Origin of the sequence: Methanosarcina mazei S-6, from assembly GCF_000970205.1 — an archaeon.
Taxonomy (GTDB): domain Archaea; phylum Halobacteriota; class Methanosarcinia; order Methanosarcinales; family Methanosarcinaceae; genus Methanosarcina; species Methanosarcina mazei.
In genome coordinates this window covers 954,731-979,533 of the sequence record NZ_CP009512.1, presented here as the reverse complement: position 1 = coordinate 979,533, position 24,803 = coordinate 954,731, and the positions used below count along the sequence as shown (strand labels likewise).

Sequence of the window (24,803 nt, the reverse complement as noted above, 5' to 3'; positions counted from 1 at the left end):
AATTCCTGAATTTATTGTGTAAACTCAGCTTGCCTGGTGAAAGTTTAGTTTTCGTTTATTCTTTCTTTTTCATTTTCATTTTCATTTTCATTCTTATTTCACTGATCTTCAGTCTCATTAATCAGTTTTTTCTTCGGCAGAATAAAGCCATCTGGTAAACTCCTGAGCTCTTCAAGTTCATAAAAAAGCCATTCCATCTGCAAACTCTGATTTTTTCCAGAAAAATAACCTGTTATGAATAAATTAAAAAAAGAGGCTGAACAAAGAGTTTAAATATAATGAATACTAACTAAATGTTAGTAACTGAGAAACAATACAAACTTACAGTAACCATAAATTACTAACTGTAAGGCAACGCAACCAGTTACATCTCAAGACCTGTAAACAAGATCTGCGAACAGACTGAAGGTGAACCTGTGCACCTTTAAAAACGGATTTCTCCCTCCAACAGGGCAGATGAGAGTTTAAAGCTCTCATCTATTTTGCCTGCAAGTATGGACAGAGAAAACAGGAATTTCCTACCCGGAAAGCTTCCCATGCTTTAAGGCAACTTCCCGTGGAGAAAAGAAATAAACTGTTCCATACCTCCGGAACACCTACAGATAAGATCAAAAAATTACCAACCAACCTCAATAAATCAACAGAAGTAAACTGAGTAATTTGAGCAAGGAGGAATTTGTACATGAAACTGCCAATTAAGAGACCATCCCGTGACGTGTACAGCTGGGACCCGTTTGATGAGGTCAGAAGGATGCAGGAATATATGGAACAGATGATGAGAGCATTTCCTGCACTTGAAAACAGGTACGTAAGTGATACCTTGTCCCCTCTGACCGATGTTGCGGAAGAAGACAATAAAGTAATTGTTACAACAGACCTGCCCGGCATTGACAAAGAAAATGTCGAGCTGAACCTGAGAGATAATTTACTTGTAATCAGCGCACAGAAAGGAAAAGAGGAGGAGACGGAAAAAGAAGGCTATCTCAGGAAAGAGAGGTCTTTCATGCGCTACTACCGTGAGATACCTCTTCCTGATAACGTAACCGAAGACGGGGCAACTGCCCAGCTCAAAAACGGCGTCTTAACAGTCACGCTTCCAAAGACGAAAGACGTAACTGAGAAAAGAATTCAGATTGAATGATTCAGAATAAATGATTCAAAATGAATGATTCAAAATTAACGATTAAAAATGAACGATTCAAAATGAATGATGAGAGTCTGGTAAATTATTCAAACAGACAAACAAACCACCAATAAAACGGATTAAATTCAGAGCTGCCATTTCCTGAAATTAGCCTGAAAAACTAAAAGTCACCTCTGCCTAAAAAATCTTTTTGAGAAACTGTAAACAGACTGTCCAGAAGTCCTGGCTCTCCGAGCCTGCAGGTTCTCAAAAAGATCACTCTACATTTGAATTGTAATATCCAGATTTCTAAAAGTATTCAAGATCCCGTAGAGATAACTCCAGATTCTCAAAAAAATATTCAAAAAGTCAGGATTCAGTAAAAAAATCAGATTCAGTAAAAAAATCAGATTCAGTAAAAAAATCAGATTTAGTAAAAAATCAGATTTAGTAAAAAATCAGGATATCTCTTTCAGAACTTTTCTTTAGAACTTCTCTTCTATAACTTCCCCGTCAGGCTCCTTTTCTTTGAATATCTGCCCTTCGAAACAGTAGACTTCTGCCCCTTTAACCCAGGCATCCGGAGAAAGACCTGCTTTCATGCATGTGTGGCTCAGAAAGTCAATGGAATCCATGTCATTCTCAGGCGCCACCTGTGGAAGCAGCAGACCCTGGCAGTAGCCCTGTTTTACGATAAGCCCGTGCTTGCCGATCTCCACCTTATCCGGAAGCTCCTTTGGAGAAGCATTGATTTTTTCAGGCTGGGTCAGTATAGTAACCTCAACCAATATATTTTTCATCTCGTCCTGTTCAACAGTAGGAAAGCGAGGGTCACGGGTTGCCGCAGAGATTGCGGAGTCCAGTATTGCTTCTTTAAGGGTTGAATCAGGGTAAGGATGACCTATACATCCCCTCAGGAGGCCGCCCTCGGTTAATGTGACAAAAACGCCCCTATATTCTTCAAAGACCGGAGAAAGCTCAACACCTGACGCGTCAGGTCTGGGAGACTTTCCCTTCGACAAAAATATTTCAATAGTTTTCCTTGCAAGCTTGACTGCAGCCCTGCCTTCTGTTTCTGTAAGCATGCTTGAACCAACACCTGTAACTGCATTTAACCTTTTATAAGCTTAAGCTGTTAATCATATCTTTAAGCTGAAGACCAGCCAGATTATAAGTCATTATCAGCTTATGGGTATCTGTTTACTTGTATGTCTGTGCGCCGGTGTAACAGTATGTTTATCGAAGCTGGTTAAAGTAGGTTTCTGGCATTGCCGGAAGCTGCAGGAAACAGGCCTTTAAAGCTTTTTAGCTTCCTGATACTTATTGTAAGCAGCCTTGAGAGCTTCGACGCCTGGCAGCTTTTCCCCTGCAAGGAAATCAATACAGGCTCCTCCTCCAGTGCTTATGTGTGAAAAGCGGTGTTCAAGCCCGAGGTGTGCAACTTCCACAGAGATATGCCCGCCGCCAATGATAGAGAAATCGGATTTAATAGCAGCTTTTATAATTTCATGGGTTCCGAGGGCAAAGTCCTCAATCTCTGAAACCCCGGCAGGGCCGTTCAGGACAACTGTTTTGGCATTCTGGATTTCATTGGTGTAGTCCACAATGGTTTCAAGACCTATATCGTTAATGGGCAGAGAATCGGAATTAAGTTCGGAAATAGGAGCTTCAACACGCTTTTTGTTATCATTTAAAGCAACGTCTTTCGGAAGTCCGATTTTATCTTCGAACTTCGCAAGCAAACCTCTCGCCCTTTCTATCTGGTCTTCGTAGCCCTGGGATTTAATGAAATCCAGATTGGCTTTTCCTATATTTACTCCGGAAGCGGCAAGGGCAACGTTTGCAACTACCCCTGTAAGGAGGACTCTGTCAGCTCCCCCGTTTGTGAGGACATTTTCGGTTACTCTAAGTGAGTCGTCCACTTTTGCCCCCCCCAGCACGAAAACGCTTGGCCTCTCTCCACTTTTAACTCCTTTTTCCAGGGAAATAAGTTCTTTTTCCATTACCCTGCCTGCTCCGGAAGGGAGGACTTCGGTAAAGCCTACAACAGAGAGATGAGACCTGTGAGATACCGCAAACGCGTCATTAAGGAAAATATCAACAAAGGGTGCCAGTTTTTTAACCATAAAAGTATTGGCCTGCTCGGCTGTAGTCCTCTCGAGGCTCTCTTCAGAATAGAACCTGACGTTTTCGAGCATGATGACGTCCCCGTCTTCCATAGAAGCGATCTGAGTCTTCGCAAAAGTCCCGAAGATGTCGTCCACATAAGTAACTTGCCTGCCCAGATACCTGGACAGCAGGTGAGCATGAGGTTTCATAGTGGTGAAGTCTTTTTTCCCAGGCCGGCTCTGGTGCGCAAGCACAACGACTTTTGCACTCTCAAGGTCTTTAAGAGTGGCAATATGACTCCTGATCCTCATATCGTCCAGAATGTGACCCTGAGTGTCCATAGGAGAGTTCATGTCGACCCTTAAAAGAATCGTCTTTCCGCGTATGTCAAAATCATCGATCGTAAGAAAGTTTCTGGAAGTCATTACCCTCAGCACACCTTTGTAAACAAAATTTTATATATATCGAAGAATAAAGCTTGATAAATAAAATTTAAGAGAATCTTATTCTTTCAGTATTGGTTATCTTGTCATGGAATTTTTTCCATAAATAAGTTTGTCCTCGTATACATCTCAAGAGATAGATTACTATTTTTATATGAAAAATAAGAAAAGAATAAGCCAGAGAGGCAATCGATATGGTAGCAGAGGAAGAGAATTGCGGAAACCGTGAAGAAAGGGTTAGAAAACTGGTTGAAGCAGGGTATGAGACTGTAGCACGGGAGATAATAGCCTGTATAAGGTGCCCTCTCCATGAAAGTGCAATTAAAAGAGTGATAGGAAAAGGATCCTGCAATCCGAAAGTTTTCTTTATAGGAGAAGCCCCCGGAGAAAGTGAGAACAAATCAGGAATTCCCTTTTACGGCAGGGCGGGAAAAAAGCTGGACCAGATGGTTGAGTATATGGGGCTTTCGGAAGAAGACTGGTTCGTAACAAACACAGTTAAATGCCGTCCCCCGGGAAACCGAAAGCCAAGGGTACAGGAAATAGAATGCTGCAAACCCTTCCTTATTGCCCAGATAACCCTTCTTAACCCCAAACTCATAATTCTCCTGGGCAACACAGCTGAAAAGTCATTTTGCCCGGAAAGAAAACTGGAGTGGGGAGTCCCGGTAGAACATGAGGGAAGGACAATCCTTAAACTTTACCATCCTGCAGCCCTGATTTACACAGCTTCGAAGATAGAAGTCCAGCGCGGTTTCATTGATAAAAACAGGGAGCTCTGGCAGTAAAGAAAAATAATAGAAGGGAAGAAAAATAATAGTAAAGAAGAAAAATAATAGTAAAGAAGAAAAATAATAGTAAAGAAGAAAAATAATAGTAAAGAAGAAAAATAATAGTAAAGAAGAAAAATAATAGTAAAGAAGAAAAATAATAGTAAAGAAGAAAAATAATAGTAAAGAAGAAAAATAATAGTAAAGAAGAAAAATAATAGTAAAGAAGAAAAATAATAGAAGGGAAGAAAAATAATAGTAAAGAAGAAAAATAATTGAAAAGGAGAAAAAAATAGAAAGAAGAAAAATGGAACTGAAAAGGCGTTATTCCTCATAAAATATAAATAAAGCGATCCCGCTATAATTATCTAGATTTGCTTTATAATTATGTCACATAAATAAGAATTATTTTACAATACCGGGGGGTAAGAGATGTCAATGGTGAAAATGTCACCTGATGTGCTTTCATGTTCTGATGATGAGGGAAATCTGCTTATAGAGGTAGATATGGTCGGGGTAAAGAAAGAGAATATTGAATTGAAAATGGTTGAAGAAGGCTTTTTCATAAGGGCAAAAAAGGAAGAAACCGGAGTTGAATACGCTGGAACATACGCATTTTGCTGTAATGTAGTCCCGGAAAAAGCTGTTGCAAAATACACTGATGGAAAACTGTATGTGAAAGTGCCCTACAGGGAATCTACAGAAACGGTAGATGTTAAAATCCAGTAAAAAACCGATTAAATGGAGAAAATATGCATCCAGTAATTGATTATAGCAAATGTAACGGCGCTCTTGCCTGTTATGAGGTCTGTCCTGCAGAAGTTTTTGATATTGAAGAAATGAACGGGGTAAAAAAAGCAGTTGTAGCCCGCCCGGAAAACTGTATAGAATGCGAGCAATGTGTGGAAGCCTGCCCGATAGATGCTATTGAGCTGGTAGAGGAGTGAATTTCAGACCTCCGGAAAGAATTGCCAGGAAAAGCAAACAGAGTACCCGGCAAGAGCTCAGCAGAAAAAAAACGATAGAGATTCCGGAATAAGCCGAAAATCCTGAAGGGATAAAAGTGCACCCAAGAATTGACTATAATAAATGCATTGTTCACTTGAATGCTATGATACATGCCCTGTGGACGTTTTTGACGCGGAAGAAACAGAAGAAGGAAAGAGAGCAGTTGTGGCGCGTCCTGAAGACTGCATAGAATGCGAACAGTGCGTTGAGGTCTGCCCTACCGACGCAATAGAACTGGTAGAGGATTAACAGACCCGGATTGCAATGACTATGATTGAAAATGCATCATGAGCACAGGTCTCCCTGGCAGGGAAAAAGACACAGTATAGCGGGGAGATAGGCTGATAAAGCCTCATTGTTACCTCCAGCGTATCAGGAAGTAGGAGAGTAATTCTCCTCCCTTCCTCCCTCTATATTATTGAGTGCTTCCTCCGCAGCAGTTCTGACATTCCTATATTCTTCCATATCCGTGCTGATCCGGCGCAAACCCTCGACAGCTTCCGGTCCTCCGAGTTCCCCAAGAGCCCGGATCTCCGCAACCCTAACATCCCTTTCCTTTTCAGTCTCCATAGCTTTGAGGAGAGGTCCAACGGCTTTCTGATCTCCAAGTTTGCCCAGACCATTTGCAGCACTTTGCCTTATTTCATGACGTTCATCTCCAAGTAAAGAAATAAAAGGATCAACTGCTTGAGGATCTCCAGTCTCGGAAAGAAAATGAACAATTACCAATCTTACATGCCGGCTCTCATCATCAAGGGCATCGATCAGGGCGGCTGTGGCATCAGGATCATTATATCTCCCCAAGGCATGGACAGCAACACTGTGGAGAGCCGGATTTTCAGCTTGAAGGAATGCCACAATAAAGGGTATTGCTTCTTTACTTCCAATATCTCCGAGGGAGTAGGCAGCAGCTTTCTGCACCTCGAACTCGTCGTCTCCAAGCGCATCGATAAGAGGCTGTTCTGTCCGGGCAATTTCTTTAGGTCCTTTAAAGTAACCCAGAGCACTGGCAGCTTCCTCTCGAACCTCCGGGACCTTATCGTCCAGCATTTCAACCAGGTAGGGAACAGCAGCAGGGTTCTGGATCTGCCCAAGGGCACGAATACTGTTGATACGGACATCCGGGTTCCGGCTGTCAAGCAGCTCAATAAGTTTTTCAACTGCCTCTTCGTCCCCCAGGTTTCCCACAGCACCAGCTGCAGACCTCCCGAGTTCCCTGTCATCAAACAGCTCTATGAGAGCAAGAGCAGCTTTCGGGTCCCCTATGGCTCCCAGAGCAAATACGGCTTTGCTGCGCACTTCATCATTATCGTCATCAAGGAGCTCAATAAGCAGGTCCGCGGCTTCCGGAGCTTTCAGCTCTCCAAGAGCCTCAGCCGAATTCATACGGACTTCAGGTTCAGGGTCCTCAAGAGCCTCAATAAGAGGTTTTGATGCTCTCGGTTCTCCTATTCTTCCAAGGGAATAGGCGGCAAGGCTGCGTACCTGCGGGTTATCATCTTCTAAAGTTTTTATAAGAGAATTGACCGAAGGCTCCCCTATATCGATAAGTGCATAAGCTGAAGCATAACTTACATTCCGGTCTTCATTCCCGAGGCTCCGTACCAGTTTGTCCACCCTGGCCTCGATAGGTTCCTGGCCAAGACAACCAGCACAGATTCCGGAGAACAGGAGCAGGAGAAGAAAAAGTTTTGCAGACCTGCTGCCGAGAAGTTCACACAGCTTTATCATATGCATCACCCCCTTTCCCTCCAGGAGGAACTAACAACTCAGCAGAAACCGACCTGTTCTGCCACGTCGAAGTCACATTAATCCTGAAACGATCTCCACTTTTTCCAACCACCGCATTCTGGACGGGCATATAAGATTCTCCTGAGGGCTCTCCATATGCTATTTCCACAACTGCATAGGGATAATCCGACCAGGTCCAGAGAGGAGTCTTGTCATACTCACCCACACCATAGATCTCGGAAGATGTAAACACCAGGTCCCCGGTCTTCTCGTTTATCACTGTAAAGTTTGTGGATACATTCTTTTCGGAGCCTAGACCTTTGTTGATAAGGTAGCCGTAGATCCTGTAAATATCAGAAGTATTCCTTCTCTCCATTTCATATTCCAGTTTAAGGTAGAGATCTCTGGGAATTTCGGGAGGAAGAATCTCTACCAGATAGGTATCTTCATCAAGAGTCCTGCTATTCTCCACAACCTTCACTTTTACAGGATATTCTCCGGGAAGATAATACCCTATCCATACGCCAACCGAGTTATTTCCCGGAAGAAGATGGATCGGCTTCTCGTGCGAAACAAACTCAGTATCCCACGGGTCTCCGGAATCCGAAGGTATGAGCAGTCCGGAATTGTGGTGAGCCACTCCGTCACTGTCCACAAAAGTATTTTCAACCTCAAGCCACACGTCTACAGGTCCTGTACCATTGTTCCTGAGCACTATGTCCAGCTGTCCTGATTCCTGAACTCCAATAGGAGCAGCGCTCATATCTGCGATATGTACATCAGGCCCTGTTCCATACCAGAAAATTCCCAATAGCAGTATAAGAAAGAAAACTAAAACACAAATCAAGGTTCCTTTCCTCACTTTATTCCCCCTCAGCCCCTTTATCCTTCATTCCGGCATTATCCTTAAGCTCATTAGCTATCGAAATGCAGTTGGTAAGCCCGTACTTTTTCTTTGTTATTATGCCCCGCCTTTCCAGGTTAATAAGGACCCTGGAAACTTTGGCTTTGGAAAAATCAAGGGAATTCACGAGTTCATTCTGGAGAATTCTTCCCCCTTTTGCCGCAATCAGTTCGACAGCTTTTTTTTCATCCCCTTCAAGGACCCGCAAAAGGACAGCCGTAGGGTCTATATGAGCCCTATCAGGCTGGAACCCTTCACCCTGGAAATTCTCAGCAGAATCAGATGAGACCTCAAAACTCCTCTCCTGGGGGTCCTCGACTGCAAGATTAAGAACTTTTACCCGGGCTGAAGGGGTAGTCAAGGAAAAAACGGGTTCTTGAAGCCCTGAAGACCGCAATACCTGAGCCAGAGCCAGCCCTCCCGTAAACCCGGAGAAAAGAAGGATATACGCTTCTTTTACTGTATACACATACGGAATATCCACAACTTTGAACGTGTCTCCTTCGAGCTGGATTACCACCGGAGTGTCTTCAAGCAGAAGATCAACGGCGACAATGCTTGAGAGGAGCAGGATACCCACAGCCAGCACGAATTTTTTTCGTTCTTGGATCGTACTACCACCTCATTTACTACCTCCAGTATGTATGAAACAAATGTTATAATTTTAGTTTGACCTGAGCCCGAGACGTCTCATAATTCCGAAACCACCGGGAGTTGATATCGAAAAAATATTTTTGGCGAGCATATAAAAAAATAAGAGGATTTACCCCTCTAAGACAGAAAAATAAGCCAGGATACGGAATAAATCGTGTACGTAGAACGGCAGTAAAACGGGCTCTGGATATAAACAGACAGAGTATGGACAGGTTAAGAAATAAAGAGGGAGAAAAAAGCCTGTTCACGATAAAAGTAATCCAGAATCTCACTTGTTCTTCAGATTACCAATTTATATAAAAAATTAATTTTTCTTCAATGTAAGCCTCATGTCCACTGCAAAAGCTCCCTTCCCTTCTTCCAAAACCATCATAGGATTAATCTCAAACTCCTCAATTTCCGGAAAATCACAGACAAGCCTTGAGATTCTTAAGATGGCATCCACCAGAGCGTCAATATCCGAAGGCTTTGCACCCCGCGCTCCGGCAAGAAGAGGATAGGCTTTGATCCCTGTAATCATCTCCCTGGCTTCCTTTTCATTCACAGGGGCAATGGCAAACCTCACATCCTTGAGGATTTCCACGTAAACCCCGCCAAGCCCGAACATTAACATAGGCCCGAATGTCGGGTCGCGGATCATCCCTATAATTACTTCATTTCCCCCTGAGAGCATTTTCTGTATCTGTACTCCTTCAAGAACCGCATCCGGCCTTTTTTCAGGAATCTTTTCCATCATCCCCAGATAAGCTGCCCTCACCTCATCTCCACTTTGCAGAGAAAGCCTGATCCCTCCAACATCCGATTTATGTGATATCTGCGGAGAAACAACCTTCATCACCAGAGGATAACCTATCTCCTCAGCAGCTTTCACGGCTTCCTCTTCAGTTTTTGCAAACACAGTTTTCACCACTGGAATACCATACGCTTCCAGAATGCCTAAAGACTCAAGGCCCGGTGTTCGCCGCTGAACATCCAGTGCAGCTTTGAAAATTTCATCCGCCAGAGCTTTATCTGAACCGGATACCGTAAAGGCTGGATCTACCTGCTTCATACTCATATGACGCCCTCAGAACAGTTATTCTTTAAGATAATTAATTTCATTAATAAGTTAAAAATTGTGAGGTCTTAACTTCAAATTGAAAAAAGTTTACTTTAATCCTCTGGAGTGAGTTTTACTTCGAAAAATCAGAATATAGTTTCCTGAGCAAAGTCACTGCTATAACTTATAAATCAGTCCTTTCAAGTGAAACTTGCTTGGAAAACCAAAAATTAGTCCTCTTGAGCGAGCGGAGCGAGTGAAAAGGACAGCGTACTCCCGATGCGCAATTCGGGAAGGACAGCGTACTCCCGAGCCGCAATTCGGGAAGGACAGCGTACTCCCGATGCGCAATTCGGGAAGGACAGCGTACTCCCGAGCCGCAATTCGGGAAGGACAGCGTACTCCCGAGCCGCAATTCGGGAAGGACAGCGTACTCCCGATGCGCAATTCGGGAAGGACAGCGTACTCCCGATGCGCAATTCGGGAAGGACAGCGTACTCCCGAGCCGCAATTCGGGAAGGACAGCGTACTCCCGAGCCGCAATTCGGGGTAAAAAAGATAATAAAAGGCAAAGGAAAGGTTCCTTTACCATCAGATAGGCACTGAGCTTCTCAGCTTTACTTCGGTTTCACAGATTTCCTTTGTGTCCCTTGCAATGGTCAGTTCTTCATTGGTTGGGATAACAAGGACCCTGACTGTTGCATCCGGAGTGCTGATGTCGATTTCCTGGCCTCTGATCTTGTTCTTCTCTTCGTCGATCTTGATGCCAATTCCGTCAAGGTCAGCAAGGATTCTCTTTCTGATGCTTGCGCTGTTTTCTCCGATACCTGCGGTAAAGACTATTGCGTCTACACCATTGAGAACGGCTATATACTCACCTATGACTTTCTTGATCTTATATGCGAAGATCTCAAGGGCAAGTTCGGCTTTCTGGTTGCCTTTGGAAGCTGCTTCGTCAAGATCTCTGAAGTCGTTGCTCAGACTGGAAACCCCAAGCACACCCGACTTCTTGTTCATAAGGGTATCAATCTCTCTGGTTGACAGTCCTTCCTTTTCCATGATGAAGGGGACAACTGCGGGGTCAATAGAACCGCACCTGGTTCCCATTGCAACTCCCTCAAGAGGGGTAAAGCCCATAGTAGTTTCAATGGATTTTCCGCCTTTAACAGCTGTAATGCTTGAGCCGTTACCAAGGTGGCAGGTGATTACCTTGACATCCTGTTCGGGTTTTCCGAGCATAGCGGCAGCCCTCTTGGCAACATAGAAGTGAGAGGTGCCGTGGAAACCATATTTTCTGATCCCGTACTTTTCGTACAGTTCATACGGCAGAGCATACATGTAAGCATATGGCGGGATTGTATGGTGGAATGCCGTATCAAAGACAGCAACCATCGGGACCCCAGGCATAATTTCCTGACAGGAAGAAATTCCCATCATGTTTGGAGGGTTATGAAGAGGTGCCAGTTCGAAGCAGTCCTTGATTGCTTGTTCTACGCCTTCATTGATCAAAGCCGAGGAATTGAATTTTTCCCCACCGTGCACAACTCTGTGCCCGACAGCATTGATCTCGTCCATGCTCTTTATAACACCGAATTCAGAATCTGTGAGAGCCTTGACAACTTCTTCGAGTGCGATCTTGTGGTTGGGAAGATCGGTCTGTTTTTCCAGCTTTTTGCCGTCAAACCTCTTCTGGGTGATAATAGAGTTATCGATACCTATTCTCTCACAGAGCCCTATTGCAAGAGCGGACTCATTTGTCATATCAATTAATTGATATTTGAGAGAAGAACTCCCTGCGTTTATAACCAGTACTTTCATTTGTGAACCCCAGTTCAATCCATTACTTTCAATTACATTTAGAGTTTCCGGATAAATGTTACTATATATGAAAGTTAATAAAACGCTGTTTTAACATCTAATATTATTTATCCTGCGCCGCCGCCTGCACACAGGTAATTGCAACAGCACCGACAATGTCTTCGTCACTGCAACCTCTGGACAGGTCGTTAATTGGCTTTGCCAGCCCCTGGGTAATAGGTCCGTAGGCCTCGGCTTTGGCAAGTCTCTGAGCAATCTTGTATGCAATGTTTCCAGCATTCAGGTCAGGGAAGATAAAGACATTGGCTTTTCCTGCAACAGGGCTTCCTGGGGCTTTTGAAGCTGCAACTTTGGGAACAATTGCTGCATCTACCTGCAGTTCACCGTCTATTGCAACATCAGGAGCAAGTTCCTGTGCAAGCTTTGTGGCAGCGACTGTTGCCTCGGTCAGTTTGCTGTGTGCGCTTCCTTTGGTGGAGTAAGAAAGCATTGCAACATATGGAGTGTCCTGTACCAGCAGTTCAAATGTCTTTGCAGAAATGACCGCAATATTTGCAACATCTTCTACACTTGGCATTTCGACCATTCCCGAGTCAGCAAAGAGGAATGTCCCATCGGACCCGTATTCACAGTCAGGTACGGCAATAATGAAGAAAGCAGATGCAAGAGCTGCGCCTGGAGCAGTCTTAACTATCTGGACAGCAGGTCTCAGGGTGTCCGAAGAAGAGTGGGCAGCTCCTGATACTACTCCGTCTACTTCTCCGAGTTTTGCCATCATGACAGCAAAGTAAACGTAATCGCTCATTATTTCAGCTGCACCTTCGAGTGTGACGCCTTTGTGCTTTCTCAATTCGTAGAAAGCGTTAATGTATTCATCCTTTCTCTCATAGGTCTTGGGATTTACAATTCTGGCTTTTGAGAGATCCAGATCGCCTGCAAGTGCCTTAATATCGGCTTCATCACCGACAAGGACAACTTTTGCAATACCTCTTTCAAGGATCTTGGCAGCTGCCTGGAGGGTTCTTATATCTTCAGTTTCAGGTAAAGCGATTGTTTTGTTGAGTTTCTTTGCTCTCTCACTGATTTTTTCTAAAAATGTTACCAATCAACCAACCTCCTATATAATTAGAGTAATTAACTTAGCTGGCTCTTGATATATAAATTTACGTAAAAAGCATAGAGGGATATATAAAAATCAAAAATATATATTTTAAGAGCCCGTGTATATATCTATATTAAAATATTTATCCTAAAGTATATGAAGACCGAAGGCAATCTCTGCTGAAATTTTTTATAACTTGAAAGATCTGTTACAGATGTCTGAAAGATCTGTCATTAATATTTGAAAGATCTGTTACAGATGTCTGAAAGATCTGTCATTAATATTTGAAAGATTTGTTATGAATATAAATGATAAATAGATATAAAAGAATTCCGGAATGAAACGAATGAAAATATTGGGAATTTCAGGAAGCCCGAGAAAGGGCCAGAACTGCGAGAAAATGATTGCAAGCGCTCTTGAAGTAGCAAAAGAAAGAGGATTTGAAACAGACACCGTTTTCCTCTCCTGCTCTGAGGTCGCTCCGTGCAAAGCTTGCGGGGCTTGCAGAGAAAAAGACTGCTGTGTGATCGATGACAGTATGGAAGAAATTTATGAGAAAATGAGGGCAGCAGATGGTGTAATTGTTGCAGCTCCCGTATATATGGGAAATTACCCTGCCCAGCTCAAAGCCCTTTTTGACAGGAGTGTACTGCTCCGCCGTAAAGACTTTGCACTTAAAAACAAAGTTGGAGCAGCTCTTTCAGTCGGAGGCTCAAGAAACGGAGGACAGGAAAAAACTATACAGTCCATTCATGACTGGATGCATATCCATGGGATGATAGTGGTTGGAGACAATGCACACTTCGGTGGAATAACCTGGAACCCTTCAGAAGAAGACTCCGTAGGAATGCAGACCGTTTTCGAAACTGCAAAAAAGCTGTGCGATGTCCTGGAGCTGGTTCATAAAAAGAAATAAGCAACAGGCTTAACTAACAGCTTTTATTGACCAGAGAAGTTAGTGTAAATTAAACAGGCTAGAGTAGAAATAAAAGGAAAATGAGTCTCTCAGAAATTGGACTGGACCCTGAAACATAGATATATATTTTAGAGAGATACATTTAAATAAATGCTTGAAATCTTCTGGGCAGAAAAAGAAATTCAGGCAGATTAATATTAAGAGTTATTCAGAGCCCTGAGGATTTACTTTTTTCAAAAAAAGAGTTGAAGCGTAAAAAACTCCTGAGAGGCGCGAACATTTGGAAGTTAAGCCAGAGTCCAGATTCGGTATCCACAGAATAAAAGAATACCCCAGGCTAATCGAGTACATCAGCAGGTTTGATACAGAAGCTACCAGGGTCAATTCAATTGCCATTTTAATAGGACTCCTGACAGGGCTCGTTATAGGAGTTTATGACCGCGCTCTCCAGTACAGCAATACTCTTTTTGGGATGCAGCAGGGGTTCTCTTTACACGAATTCCCGCATTACTACGTAATCTTCATGCCCGCCCTCGGAGGGCTGGTGGTGGGGGCGATCTCTCACTTCCTGATAAAAAAGAGGTACGGTGTAGAAGGTCTTATAGAAACCGTAACCCTCAGAGGAGCAAGAATAAAGCTCACTGATGTTTTTCTGGAAGTATTCACTTCAATAATTACTATCAGCTCCGGAGGCGCTCTCGGAAAGGAGGCTCCGGGTGTACTTGCAGGAGCAGGGACAGGCTCTTTTGTCGGGAAAATCCTGAAAAGCCCGGAAAGACAGCTCCAGGTCCTTCTCGGGTGCGGGGCTGCCGGAGGGATTGCAGCTGCTTTCAGCGCTCCGCTTGCAGGCGTGGTCTTCGTGGTGGAAGTGATTTACGGGGAACTTGAAACAAAAACCTTTATTCCGATAGTAATTTCATCTGTCTTTGCAACCCTTGTCTCAAGCACTCTTTTCGGGATAAAACCCATAGAGATCTCTTCCTACCAGCTGGTCAGCCCCTATAAAGAGGTCGGGCTCTGCCTTATCCTCGGGCTCCTTGCAGGAGTGATCTCAACTATCCTTATCCAGGCTCTTTATTATATGAAAGACCTTTTTTCGGAAATCCCTGTCCACCCCGTCTTCAAGCCTGCCCTTGGCGGTCTTGCGGTGGGCGCACTCGGCCTATTTTATCCCAGAGTTCTCGGGATGGGATATAACGTTATCATGGATGCCCTGAACAGCCAGCTTGCCTTTAACCTCCTGTTAATCCTTCTCTTCCTGAAAATACTCGCATTCTCCCTGAGCCTGGGATCGGGAGGTTCAGGAGGAACAATTGTACCCTCTCTTTTCACAGGCGCAATGCTTGGAGGAGCCTTCGGGACAGCTGCAAATCTCCTCTTTCCGGGGACGATAGCAGAGCCGGGAGCCTATGCCATGATAGGGATGGGGGCTGTCTTTGCCGGAACTGCGAGGGCGCCACTTACCGCTATCCTGATCCTTTTTGAGATGACCAGAGACTACAGCCTCATTCTTCCACTTATGTTTTCCTGCGTCCTGAGCAACGTGATGTCAAATGCCCTGTACCCTGAGTCGATTTTCACGGAAGGGCTCCGCAGGAAAGGGTTCAAGATTCGGAAAGGCAGGGAAGTAGATATTATGGACTCCATGCTTGTGAAAGATGCAATGGTCACACATGTCCAGACCGTCTCGGAAGAAAAAAATGTGGGGACCCTTATCGCCCTCATGCAGGCGAGCCGTCATGCCGGTTTTCCGGTGCTGGATTCAAAAGGCAAACTTTCAGGGATAGTAACACTTTCAGACCTCCGCAGCAAAGTAAAGTATGGAGAAGTTGACAAGAAAATAGGGGACATCGCTACCCGCACCGTAGAAGTAGCCTATCCCGACGAAACCCTTGAAGCCGTTCTCAGACGCCTTGGATCAAAGCAGATAGGCAGGCTTCCTGTCGTGGACCACGAGGAAAAGACAAAACTCCTGGGTCTCATTACCCGGAGCGACGTCGTAAACTCATACAACAAGAAAGTGATAGAAAAAGTTAGGGATACGGAATAATTGCTTCACCCGTAAAATACAGGCATTTGAAAGTGGTGAACAAAAAGTCCCTCACACAAGAGATATTCTAATCATACTCGATTCATTAAAAAATTGATTTATTCCAGGCTTTTTATTAATGAGCTCTTTTTATTAATGAGCCCCCCATAACCCTTAGTTTTTCCTCTAAATGCCGGATTGAAGTTATAAATCGATTTCGGATTATAAAAATCATTTTTGAAAACTTTGCTTGCATTAGAACTGAATTACTTAGAATTAATCCCGTTTTTAAGCCTGAGAAGAAATAATCAAGTAAATGTTAGATTCTGAGAAGAAATAATCAAGTAAATGTTTGATTAATACTGTAGATCAGGATGTGATCGCATGGATGCATTCGTCAAAGATAAAATGAATCAAAGTATGAATGATAGAAAACAATATCATTCCCGATTTTTAGAAAATTGCAGTACTTATAACTCATTTCTGGAGTTAGAAAAGAAAGCATTTGAAGCTGGCAGCCTTTCACGGAAACATAAGGAACTCATGGCCCTGTCTATTTCTATTGTTACCAAATGTGAGCCCTGTATAGAATGGCATGTCCAACAGGCCTGTTTAACAGGTGCATCAGATAAAGAGATATATGAGACTATAGATGTGGCCCTCGAAATGGGAGGGGGCCCTGCTGCTTATTCTCGATTTGCATTGAATGCACTGGATTTTTACAAAAAACAGGCATGAAATTCTTGGAATAACAGGCACAAAAAATGAAAGTATCTGGAAGTACTTTCATGCCAGGAAAAAAATAGAAAAACTGTAACTTCCTTTTTTAATTACTTTTTTGGCTGAGTCTGCTTTCAATGATAAGGGATCAGTCCCAAAAATCAAAAACTACTTTTTGAACCTCGGTTTTTAAATAATCAGTCTGGCTACCGGTGAGGAAATTTGTTATAAGTTCCTGTGAATATAAAAACAAAAATGCGCTCTGTATCAGTTCAATTGTAGACCTGAGCATACACTTACTATAGACCTGAACATACACTTTGCCAAACGGTTTAGAAATACCTCCATTTAATACGGTAGCCTTTTTGTAGGACGCGATTTATAGTTACATGGGAAAGGTGAATGAAGCACTGATGGGAAAAAAGGCTTCATACTTTCTGTTTTCAAACTACGGATTAGCTCATTGAAGGGGTATGGGGAAATGGCAAAAAATAATCCTACCAGGATTACTGCAGAACCTGGAAAGCAGGAGATTATTATCACACGGGAATTTGATGCTCCGCGAGAGCTTGTTTTTAAAGCATTTACAGACCCGGATCTTTATACACAATGGATTGGACCCAGAGGGTTCACAACGGCTCTTAAGATATTTGAACCGAAAAACGGCGGTTCATGGCAGTATATCCAGAAAGACCCGGAAGGAAATGAGTATGCATTTCACGGGGTAAACCACGATGTTACAGAACCGGAAAGAATAATCAGTACCTTTGAATTTGAAGGGCTTCCGGAAAAAGGGCATGTCATCCTTGACACAGCGAGATTTGAAGCGTTGCCAGGTGACAGGACAAAATTAACATCTCATTCTGTCTTCCAGACGATTGAAGACCGCGATGGTATGCTTCAGTCAGGTATGGAAGAAGGTATCAATGATTCTTATGAACGTCTTGATGAGTTGCTGGAAAAAATGAAAAAATAAAACTTCCATTGAAAGAAAAAACTGTTTAAAATAATAAGTCCGGAGAAAAATACATGCAAAAAATCACCCCATTTTTATGGTTCGACAGCCAGGCTGAGGAAGCGGTTAACTTCTATATTTCCATTTTTAAGAATTCAAAAATATTAAGCACTGTGCGCTATGGAGAAGCAGGGCCCGGGCCGAAAGGAGCTGTGATGTCCATGACATTCCAGCTTGAAGGACAGGAATTCATTGCGTTAAACGGCGGCCCAGAATTTACTTTCTCACCAGCCATATCGTTTTTTGTCAACTGCGAGACTCAGGAAGAAATAGATGAGTTGTGGGAGAAACTCTCTCTGGACGGAGAAAAACAGGGTCCTGCATGGGTTAAAGATAGATACGGCATTTCGTGGCAAATAGTTCCCACTGTTCTGGGAGAACTGTTGAGTGACCCTGATACTGAAAAATCCAGAAGAGTTATGGAAGCAATGCTTCAGATGGATAAAATTGACATAGAAAAGCTAAAGCAGGCACATAAGGGACAATGAACCGGACGTTTGTGGATATTGTCCAGCAGCTTTCTTAAAGGACATTTCTGCAAAACAGCAAACCGTTTGTTATTTTCTCTGTAAGGTAAAACATATGTAATTGGGGGATTTTCAACGATGATAGATTCAACTAAAGGGCAGGTTTCTTATATAAATCCTGACGATCTGCACAAAAACCCGGCATTCACAAACGTAGTTGCAGTAACCGGTCAGGTGAAAACGATTTACATTGGAGGTCAGGACGCAGTAGATGCTTCCGGGACAATTGTTGGAAAAGGGGACATCAAAAAGCAGACTGAGCAGGTTTTAGCCAATTTGCAAGCAGCGCTGAAAGCTGGAGGCGCTGAACTGGAGCATGTAGTCAAATGGAACTTATACGTAGTCCAGGGGCAACCTCTCCAGCCAGGTTTTGAAGCGTTCCAGAAATTCTGGGGCAGAAGACCTGACCCACCGGTCATAACCGCTATGTTCGTGTCAGGATTGGCAAACCCTGATTTTCTGGTAGAGATGGATGCAATTGCTGTTGTTCCTCAATGAGTGCTATCCCCACTACGAAGGCCGGGAAAAACTCTCCTCAAAGATGTTTAGACATATCTGAAGAGCAGAAAAAAAGAGCAGAAAAAACCATTTTCGACATGGGAGAAATAAACATCAGGGGTCACAGGACATGAGCAGCGATGTATCATCGGAGAAGTCTCCTTTAACCTTCTTTGTATTAATTTTCGCTCTTTCAATTCCGTTTCTGTTGTTTGGCGGAAGGCCACTGCCTCTCCCGATAAATCTTCCTGTGAGTTCTTTTATGTTAGTTTGCCCGCTCATAGCAGCTTCGATACTTGTTTATAAAGAAAGCAAATTTGAAGGAATAAAGGAGCTATTGAAAAAGACTCTCAATTATAGAAAAATAAATCCAAAGATCTGGTACCTGCCTATCTTTTTGTTGATGCCAGCCATTATGCTGCTATCTTATCTGGTAATGCGTTTTATGGGAAAGCCGCTTCCCGAGCCTCACATTCCTGTTCTGGCGATTCCTCTGTTTTTTGTCATGTTCTTTATTGCTGCTGTATTTGAAGAAGCAGGCTGGATGGGATATGCAGCTGACCCCATGCAGCATCGCTGGGGTGCATCAGGAGCTGGAATTCTCATGGGGTCGATATGGGGGATGTGGCATCTTGCGGGATGGCATTTTCAAACTCACCATACTGCGACATGGACTGCAGGACAATTTATCTCTACAGTAGCACTTCGAATCATTATTTTCTGGCTCTATAACAATACTGGAAAAAGTGTATTTGCAGCAGTTCTCTTTCACGACATGATGAATGTCAGCGAGTTTCTGTTTCCAAATTATGGTTCACATTATGACCCGGTTATTACCGGAGTGATCACTGCAATTTTAGCTGCGGTAGTGACGTTCCTGTGGGGTCCCAGGACATTAGCCAGGTTCAGATATTCCGGGCAAAACATAAGGCTGCCATACTAACATTAGCAGGGAAAATAAATAGCTATTTTATAACATAATGTTTATAAAAACATAGAGTAAAAACCAAGCCTGGAAAAATTCTGCAGAATCTTAACAGCATAGGGAGTGTATCAGAATGAAAAGTAAACTCGTGGTTGTTTCTGTCTCTTATAATAATGGGCTTTACCGCGAAGTGCTCAAAGGAGAAGAAAAATGAAACCTTAGGATTTTGATGGTATCGTCCTCCCTGAGCATGTAATCGAGATTTATCGGCTGCTCGGTGGAGAAGTAGCAGGGGATTTCATCGGTCTTCTACAAATGATGAATTCTTTAAGAAAATGATAAATTCTTTAAGAAAATGATAAATTCTTTAAGAAAATGATAAACTCTTTAAGAAAATGATAGAATCTTTATGAAAATGCTGGGATTCTTATGCCTGAGACTGGAATAAAGGTAAATGAGGAGCTGGAAAATTACCTGAAAAACACGATACTGGAAAAAGAGACGGTAGAAAACAGAAATAAAATATGCGATTTTTATGTTGAACTGTCTGCCAGGGAGACGTTGACAATCACACGCCGGCTTTTCGAAGAAAAACTCTATCTGGTGCACGAATTCAGGATTTCACAGCTTGTAGAAAAAGAAAAAAACCTTCTAATTTGCGGAGAGGCAGGTTCGGGAAAAACATTCACGCTTAAATGGCTTAATTTTATTTTTTCCCGAACCTGCCTTGAGGAAAAAGAGGAATACTTCCCTCTTTATGTGACTCTTGATTCCTATACTAAAGGCTCATTTTATAACTACCTGAAATCAGAAGCGAAGGAAAAGGGGATATCAGGGACCGATTTCAGGAAATTACTCCAGGGCAAAGCCGTACTGCTTCTGGACGGGCTGGACATGCTTTCGCCTTCAGATTATTTTTCCCCTTTTAAAGAAATTTCTGACTTTATTTCGGATCATGAAGACTGCAGGTACATTATTGCTTCAAGGCACGGACCTTTGGGGAATATAAAAAGCACATTTGCGGTCTGCGAACTTGAAAAATTATCAGATGAAAAAACAGGGCTTTTTATAGATAATTACGTCCCCAATAAGAGGCAGGCTAAACTTTTGAAAGCCAGGGTCCTGAATAAGATTAATTCACATCCTTTTCTCCGTAACCCCTTTTTGCTCCAGCTCTGGATAAGGATTTCAATCGCTCAAATGGAGAACGCGGGAAAGAAAAGGTCTGACAGGGAGCCTGTTCCTTTTGATTCTGACTCTATTCCTTCCAGCCGGGCAGAACTTTACATTGATTTCGTTTCAGAACTTTTCATGAATTATCGGATAAAAGCAGACTCCTATGGCTCTGGAAATACTCACCCCGGGAGTATAAAAACGGAAGGAGCGGATGTATGGAGAAAAGAGCTGGAAAATTTTCTAATGGACCTGGCATTTAAAATCCAGCGCAGGAAAGAGATTTCATGCAGGTACGGTTATGCCCTTGAACTGGCAGAAAAATATGCCAGGCACGGCATGCCTGTCAAAAGAGAAACGCCTGTTAAAAGAGAGAGTGAAGAAATAAGCACCGGCGAAGAAATAATAATTAAAAAGGCAGAAGCAAAAAAAGCAGAAGCCAGAAGGCTTCTCAGAACCTGTTTTGAACTTGGCCTGCTGTCGAGAACCCGTTCAGAGGTAAGGTTCGGAATAGACAGGTCTTTTCAGGAATTTTTTGCGGCTTTAAAACTGAAAACATTCCTTGATGAAGGAAAGGATATTTCAGAAGCATACCTGCACCCGGAGTGGAAAAATACGGTTATATTTACATCTGAGATGGTCGAATCAGGGGATGAACTGGTAAATTCCATGATCTCCTGTGGGAATTTAGACCTTGCCTCAAAATGTGCAGGAAAAGCAAGCCCTGAAACAAAAAAGAAATTATGCTTAACACTTGCCTCCAGGCTTGACAGTAGATATACAGTGGAAAAAATAAGGACAATTCACAGCCTGGGAAGCCTTGGTGCCTGTGGAATTGAAGCCAGTTCAAAAGTACTTGAAAATAGGGATACAGGCATAAAAAGAGAGGCTGTAAGAATTCTTGGAGAAACGAAATCCAGGACAGCGCTTGCCCCTCTGACGGCTGCACTTGGAGATGAGGATTATTCCGTGAGAATAGAAGCCGTAAAGGCTCTTAGCTTGATAGGGTCCGAAAAAGTAGTGGAAGTACTTACAGATGCTCTCGGAGACAGGAACCGGGCTGTCCGCCTGGAGGCTACGGACGCACTGGTGAAGATTGGGTCAAAGAAGGCGCTGGAAGTTCTCGTTCTTGCACTCGGATCCAAGGATGATTTCGTTCGCTTTGGAGCTATAGGAGCTCTTAGCCGAGCAAACCCGCGGGAAGCGGCAGACCCACTTATAAAAGCGTTTCAGGAAGAGAATAAGCTCGTAAGGCTCGGGGCTGCAGAAGCTCTTGGGCAGATGGGGTCTGAAAGAGCCGTTGAACCGTTCCTTGTTGCCCTTCAGGACGAAGATGAATTTGTCAGGTGGATAGCTGCAAAAGCTCTTGGAAAAATAAAATCGGACAGAGTTTCTGAGAGATTCACGGATATACTGGAGGATAAAAGCCATTACGTCAGAAGGGAAGCAGCAAAGGCTATTGGAACGGCGTGTTCGGATAAAGCACTCGAGCACCTTATTTCCGCACTTTCGGATGAAGATGAATTCGTGAGAAAGGCGGCTGCAGAAGCTCTGGGCGAGATAGTACCCGAAATAGCAGATTCAGGAACGGCTGCCGATGCACTGGTAAGAATGCTCAACGACAAAAGCCATTTCGTCCGCCTGGAAGCTGCAAAAGCACTGGGAATGATAAGATTCAGAGAAGCAATCTACCCGCTTCTTTTTGTGCTGGGGGATGAAAACCGCTTTGTACGGAAAGAAGCAGCAAAGGCTATCGGCCAGCTCGAGTCCGAAAGAGTCCTTGAGCTGCTCAGCCAGGCACTTATGTCAGAAAACCAGTTTGTAAGGCAGGGGGCGGCTAGAGCCCTTGGACAGATGAACCCGGACGGAAACCGGAACCAGATGTCGGATAAAGTCTTCGATTCCCTTGATAGTGCCTTTGAGGATAAAGATAAACTTGTAAGGAGAGAAGCAGCAAGGTCTCTGGAAAATATATCAAAAAACATGCCTGAAAGAGCCTTCAAGTCCCTGATTAATGCTCTTGACGACGAAGACGATGAAGTAAGGAGGCTCCTTGCCGGAATACTGACATGCCTCGGTTCCGAAAAAGCCGTCCCCCGCCTGGTCAGTGCTCTCAAATCCCATGACCCTGTTGTAAGGCGCTTTGCAGCCGAAGCCCTCGGGCAGACGGGGTCCGAAAAAGCGATTGAGCCCCTGATAGATACAATGCTTTCCGATACTATTGGTTTTGTTAAGGGTGAAGCCGCGCGCGCTCTCGGGAAAATACATTCCGGAAAAGCCGTGGAGCCTCTTGTTAGCGCACTCCTTGATGAAAACAATGAAGGAAAATGGGGAGCTGCTGAGGCTCTTGGCAGGATTAAAGCTGAAAGTGCAGCTGCTCCTCTTATTCTTGCTCTTGAAGATAAGGACGATTTCACACGGCTGGCTGCTGCAAAAGCTCTTGGCAGGATAAAACCGAAAAAAGCCATAGAGCCTCTTATAAATACACTTTACGACCAGAACCGCTTTGTAAAAGCAGAAGCTGCCGGAGCTCTTATGAAGATCTGTACAAAGGAAGACAAAGAGCAGATGCAGAATTTACTTGATTCGGAAAATGAACTTGCAGCAAACCTTGCTTTTGAAATCCTGGAGGAAATTGAAATGGAGGAACTATCAAAAACCAGAGTTTTTCCGGATTTGCAGTAACTACAAAAAGAGAACAGATTTGAATGATGCAACCAGAATAAAATAAAAATCAATTTAAAAATGTTCCTTTGAAAAAAGTACTTCTTTGGAAAAGGTATTCCTTCGAAAAGGGTACTCATTTGAACAGTACCGGAGCCAGAAAAATGGAAAAAAGCCTCAGGAAAAACTTTCTTAACGCCCTTCACGGAAATCCTGTTAACAGGATCCCTGCCCTTTCTGTTACCCAGACCGGAACCGTAGAGCTTATGGACATGACCGGAGCAGCCTGGCCGGAAGCCCACTCAGACCCTGAAAAGATGGCAAAACTGGCAATTGCATGGCACGAAATAGCAGGCTTTGAAGCTGTCCACTATCCTTACTGCCTGACCGTTCTCGCTGAAACCATGGGCTGTGATGTAAGAATGGGTACAAAAGACATTCAGCCCTCGGTTCTGTCTCACCCTTTCTCAAAAGGGCCCGAGAATCTAGGGATTCCTGAAAACCTGCTCGAAAAAGGAAGGATCCCGGCTGTCCTCAAAGCAACTGAAATTCTGGTAGATATGATTGAAAACAAAAAAGGAAGGAAAATTCCCCTGATTGCAGGCATGGAAGGTCCTCTGACAGTTTTTACTCACATTGCCGAAATTAAAAACTGCCTTATCTGGGCACTAAAAAAGCCAGACTATTTTAATACATTTATGGAAACTTGCACCGAACTCTGTATTGAGTATGCAAGCACACTTTTCGACCACGGAGCAGATGCCCTCTGTATGCCCGACGGCGGAATAGTGGGATCAAGAATGATGCCACCTTCAGTCCTTGAAGATTCGGTAAAACCTTTCTACAAACGCCTTTGCAGAAAAGTAAATGGTCCCGTGATACTGCACATCTGCGGCGATGCTGGAGATTCCCTGAGAACTCTTTCGGAATGCGGTTTCGAAGCTATCAGCATAGAAGAAAAAGTGAGCTTGAAAGCTGCAAAAGAGGCTATTGGCGACAGGGCAAGGTTAATCGGAAATGTTTCTCCCTCAAGAACTCTGCTTTTCGGAACCCCGGATGCCGTGAAGGCAGAAGCAAAACAATGCCTTTCAGCAGGTGTGGATATTCTTGCGCCGGGATGCGGGATCGCACCAGGGACTCCGCTTTCTAATATAAGGGCGCTTGTGGAGGCAAGGGACGAGTGGTATGTGGAGAAAGGTTGAAAATTACGATGGACAGGTGTAAAAATGACAAAAGAAGAAAACCACTGATCATTTCATCAATTCCGTATCCTCATGCGAATACGCCGGCGCACAGCAGCAGAGAATTTTCAGTTCTTTTTCACCGGTGTTCATTATCCTGTGCGGAGTTCCGGGTAGAATACAGACGGTATCTCCTTTACGGATTTCAAACTCCTGCCCGCCGAGGGTCATTATCCCGCAGCCTTCCGTGATGTGATAGATTTCCTCAGCCACTGCATGTTTGTGGAGCATTGTTTGTCCTCCGGCAGGCACGGTAGCTTCGGCAAGGCTCTGTCCGGAATTTCCGTGGATTGCGGGGTGCATGAGTTCACGGATTATTGAACCGTCTTTTGTAATATAGGGATCTATCTTTCCATATTCGGTTTTTAGCTGCATTCAAAATTACTGGGGCTGG

General features: G+C 43.7%; 25 protein-coding genes. 15 read left to right on the top strand and 10 right to left on the bottom strand.

Features of this window, described 5'->3' with window-relative positions:
• Positions 1-682: 682 nt before the first annotated feature.
• Entirely contained in the window at positions 683-1,141 is a 459-nt protein-coding gene (locus MSMAS_RS04345) for an Hsp20/alpha crystallin family protein (protein WP_048046340.1), read from the top strand.
• A gap of 467 nt (positions 1,142-1,608) precedes the next feature.
• Here the strand turns inward: MSMAS_RS04345 and MSMAS_RS04340 are convergent, their stop codons facing one another.
• Complete coding sequence (locus MSMAS_RS04340) at positions 1,609-2,208, bottom strand: TIGR00296 family protein (protein ID WP_011032437.1); 600 nt, start codon at positions 2,206-2,208, stop codon at positions 1,609-1,611.
• 210 nt (positions 2,209-2,418) lie between these two features.
• On the bottom strand, positions 2,419-3,669 hold the full coding sequence (locus MSMAS_RS04335) for a phosphoglycerate kinase (protein WP_011032438.1): 1,251 nt from the start codon (positions 3,667-3,669) through the stop codon (positions 2,419-2,421).
• Positions 3,670-3,869: 200 nt separating this feature from the next.
• Here MSMAS_RS04335 and MSMAS_RS04330 point away from each other — a divergent pair, with 200 nt between their 5' ends.
• The 4 genes from MSMAS_RS04330 (at position 3,870) to MSMAS_RS04315 (ending at position 5,702) form a co-directional block, all read left to right on the top strand.
• Entirely contained in the window at positions 3,870-4,463 is a 594-nt protein-coding gene (locus tag MSMAS_RS04330; RefSeq protein WP_011032439.1) for a uracil-DNA glycosylase, read from the top strand.
• 414 nt (positions 4,464-4,877) lie between these two features.
• Positions 4,878-5,174 carry an Hsp20/alpha crystallin family protein gene (locus MSMAS_RS04325; protein ID WP_011032440.1) on the top strand — a complete coding sequence of 99 codons (297 nt, stop codon included), beginning with the start codon at positions 4,878-4,880 and terminating at the stop codon, positions 5,172-5,174.
• 23 nt (positions 5,175-5,197) lie between these two features.
• Positions 5,198-5,392, top strand: coding sequence for a 4Fe-4S dicluster domain-containing protein (locus MSMAS_RS04320; RefSeq protein WP_011032441.1), 195 nt, complete (start codon positions 5,198-5,200; stop codon positions 5,390-5,392).
• 142 nt (positions 5,393-5,534) lie between these two features.
• A complete protein-coding gene (locus tag MSMAS_RS04315) occupies positions 5,535-5,702 on the top strand; it encodes a 4Fe-4S dicluster domain-containing protein (RefSeq protein WP_011032442.1) in 168 nt (55 codons plus the stop codon).
• 123 nt (positions 5,703-5,825) lie between these two features.
• Here MSMAS_RS04315 and MSMAS_RS04310 read toward each other — a convergent pair whose 3' ends face one another.
• The 4 genes from MSMAS_RS04310 to MSMAS_RS04295 form a co-directional block, all read right to left on the bottom strand.
• Positions 5,826-7,184 carry a HEAT repeat domain-containing protein gene (locus MSMAS_RS04310; protein ID WP_011032443.1) on the bottom strand — a complete coding sequence of 453 codons (1,359 nt, stop codon included), beginning with the start codon at positions 7,182-7,184 and terminating at the stop codon, positions 5,826-5,828.
• The gene (locus MSMAS_RS04305; protein WP_137726805.1) at positions 7,168-8,046 is read right to left on the bottom strand and encodes a hypothetical protein; all 879 of its coding nucleotides are present in this window, start codon (positions 8,044-8,046) and stop codon (positions 7,168-7,170) included. The genes MSMAS_RS04310 and MSMAS_RS04305 overlap by 17 nt, the downstream gene beginning before the upstream one ends.
• A 1-nt stretch (position 8,047) precedes the next feature.
• Positions 8,048-8,677 (bottom strand): helix-turn-helix transcriptional regulator, encoded by a 630-nt coding sequence (locus MSMAS_RS04300; RefSeq protein ID WP_011032445.1) that lies wholly within the window; start codon positions 8,675-8,677, stop codon positions 8,048-8,050.
• Between the two features lie 369 nt (positions 8,678-9,046).
• Complete coding sequence (locus MSMAS_RS04295) at positions 9,047-9,799, bottom strand: acetate--CoA ligase family protein (RefSeq protein WP_048046339.1); 753 nt, start codon at positions 9,797-9,799, stop codon at positions 9,047-9,049.
• Between the two features lie 261 nt (positions 9,800-10,060).
• Between MSMAS_RS04295 and MSMAS_RS04290 the strand changes: the two genes are divergently transcribed.
• On the top strand, positions 10,061-10,387 hold the full coding sequence (locus MSMAS_RS04290; protein WP_048046338.1) for a hypothetical protein: 327 nt from the start codon (positions 10,061-10,063) through the stop codon (positions 10,385-10,387).
• Here the strand turns inward: MSMAS_RS04290 and MSMAS_RS04285 are convergent.
• Entirely contained in the window at positions 10,373-11,599 is a 1,227-nt protein-coding gene (locus MSMAS_RS04285; RefSeq protein ID WP_015411143.1) for an acetate kinase, read from the bottom strand. The genes MSMAS_RS04290 and MSMAS_RS04285 overlap by 15 nt on opposite strands.
• A 103-nt stretch (positions 11,600-11,702) precedes the next feature.
• On the bottom strand, positions 11,703-12,704 hold the full coding sequence (gene pta / locus MSMAS_RS04280) for a phosphate acetyltransferase (RefSeq protein ID WP_011032449.1): 1,002 nt from the start codon (positions 12,702-12,704) through the stop codon (positions 11,703-11,705).
• Between the two features lie 343 nt (positions 12,705-13,047).
• On the opposite strand from pta, the gene MSMAS_RS04275 reads away from it, so the two are divergent.
• From MSMAS_RS04275 to MSMAS_RS04250, 6 genes are all read left to right on the top strand, one after another.
• Positions 13,048-13,617: a flavodoxin family protein gene (locus MSMAS_RS04275; protein ID WP_048036470.1), complete on the top strand. Its 570-nt coding sequence runs from the start codon at positions 13,048-13,050 to the stop codon at positions 13,615-13,617.
• A 280-nt stretch (positions 13,618-13,897) separates the two neighbouring features.
• On the top strand, positions 13,898-15,667 hold the full coding sequence (locus MSMAS_RS04270) for a chloride channel protein (RefSeq protein ID WP_048046337.1): 1,770 nt from the start codon (positions 13,898-13,900) through the stop codon (positions 15,665-15,667).
• 363 nt (positions 15,668-16,030) lie between these two features.
• The gene (locus tag MSMAS_RS04265; protein ID WP_011032452.1) at positions 16,031-16,384 is read left to right on the top strand and encodes a carboxymuconolactone decarboxylase family protein; all 354 of its coding nucleotides are present in this window, start codon (positions 16,031-16,033) and stop codon (positions 16,382-16,384) included.
• A 463-nt stretch (positions 16,385-16,847) separates the two neighbouring features.
• Positions 16,848-17,342: an SRPBCC family protein gene (locus MSMAS_RS04260; RefSeq protein ID WP_175413369.1), complete on the top strand. Its 495-nt coding sequence runs from the start codon at positions 16,848-16,850 to the stop codon at positions 17,340-17,342.
• A 53-nt stretch (positions 17,343-17,395) separates the two neighbouring features.
• Positions 17,396-17,869 carry a VOC family protein gene (locus MSMAS_RS04255; protein ID WP_011032454.1) on the top strand — a complete coding sequence of 158 codons (474 nt, stop codon included), beginning with the start codon at positions 17,396-17,398 and terminating at the stop codon, positions 17,867-17,869.
• Positions 17,870-17,986: 117 nt separating this feature from the next.
• Complete coding sequence (locus MSMAS_RS04250; RefSeq protein WP_011032455.1) at positions 17,987-18,406, top strand: RidA family protein; 420 nt, start codon at positions 17,987-17,989, stop codon at positions 18,404-18,406.
• Positions 18,407-18,520: 114 nt separating this feature from the next.
• Here the strand turns inward: MSMAS_RS04250 and MSMAS_RS19405 are convergent, their stop codons facing one another.
• On the bottom strand, positions 18,521-18,688 hold the full coding sequence (locus MSMAS_RS19405) for a hypothetical protein (protein WP_015411148.1): 168 nt from the start codon (positions 18,686-18,688) through the stop codon (positions 18,521-18,523).
• Here MSMAS_RS19405 and MSMAS_RS04245 point away from each other — a divergent pair.
• The 3 genes from MSMAS_RS04245 (at position 18,669) to mtaA (ending at position 24,370) form a co-directional block, all read left to right on the top strand.
• Positions 18,669-19,349 carry a CPBP family intramembrane glutamic endopeptidase gene (locus tag MSMAS_RS04245; protein WP_015411149.1) on the top strand — a complete coding sequence of 227 codons (681 nt, stop codon included), beginning with the start codon at positions 18,669-18,671 and terminating at the stop codon, positions 19,347-19,349. The genes MSMAS_RS19405 and MSMAS_RS04245 overlap by 20 nt on opposite strands.
• A 411-nt stretch (positions 19,350-19,760) precedes the next feature.
• Positions 19,761-23,189: a HEAT repeat domain-containing protein gene (locus tag MSMAS_RS04240; protein WP_048046336.1), complete on the top strand. Its 3,429-nt coding sequence runs from the start codon at positions 19,761-19,763 to the stop codon at positions 23,187-23,189.
• 143 nt (positions 23,190-23,332) lie between these two features.
• Complete coding sequence (gene mtaA, locus MSMAS_RS04235; RefSeq protein WP_011032458.1) at positions 23,333-24,370, top strand: methylcobamide:CoM methyltransferase MtaA; 1,038 nt, start codon at positions 23,333-23,335, stop codon at positions 24,368-24,370.
• A 48-nt stretch (positions 24,371-24,418) separates the two neighbouring features.
• Here mtaA and MSMAS_RS04230 read toward each other — a convergent pair whose 3' ends face one another.
• Positions 24,419-24,784 (bottom strand): cupin domain-containing protein, encoded by a 366-nt coding sequence (locus MSMAS_RS04230; protein ID WP_011032459.1) that lies wholly within the window; start codon positions 24,782-24,784, stop codon positions 24,419-24,421.
• Positions 24,785-24,803 lie beyond the last annotated feature (19 nt).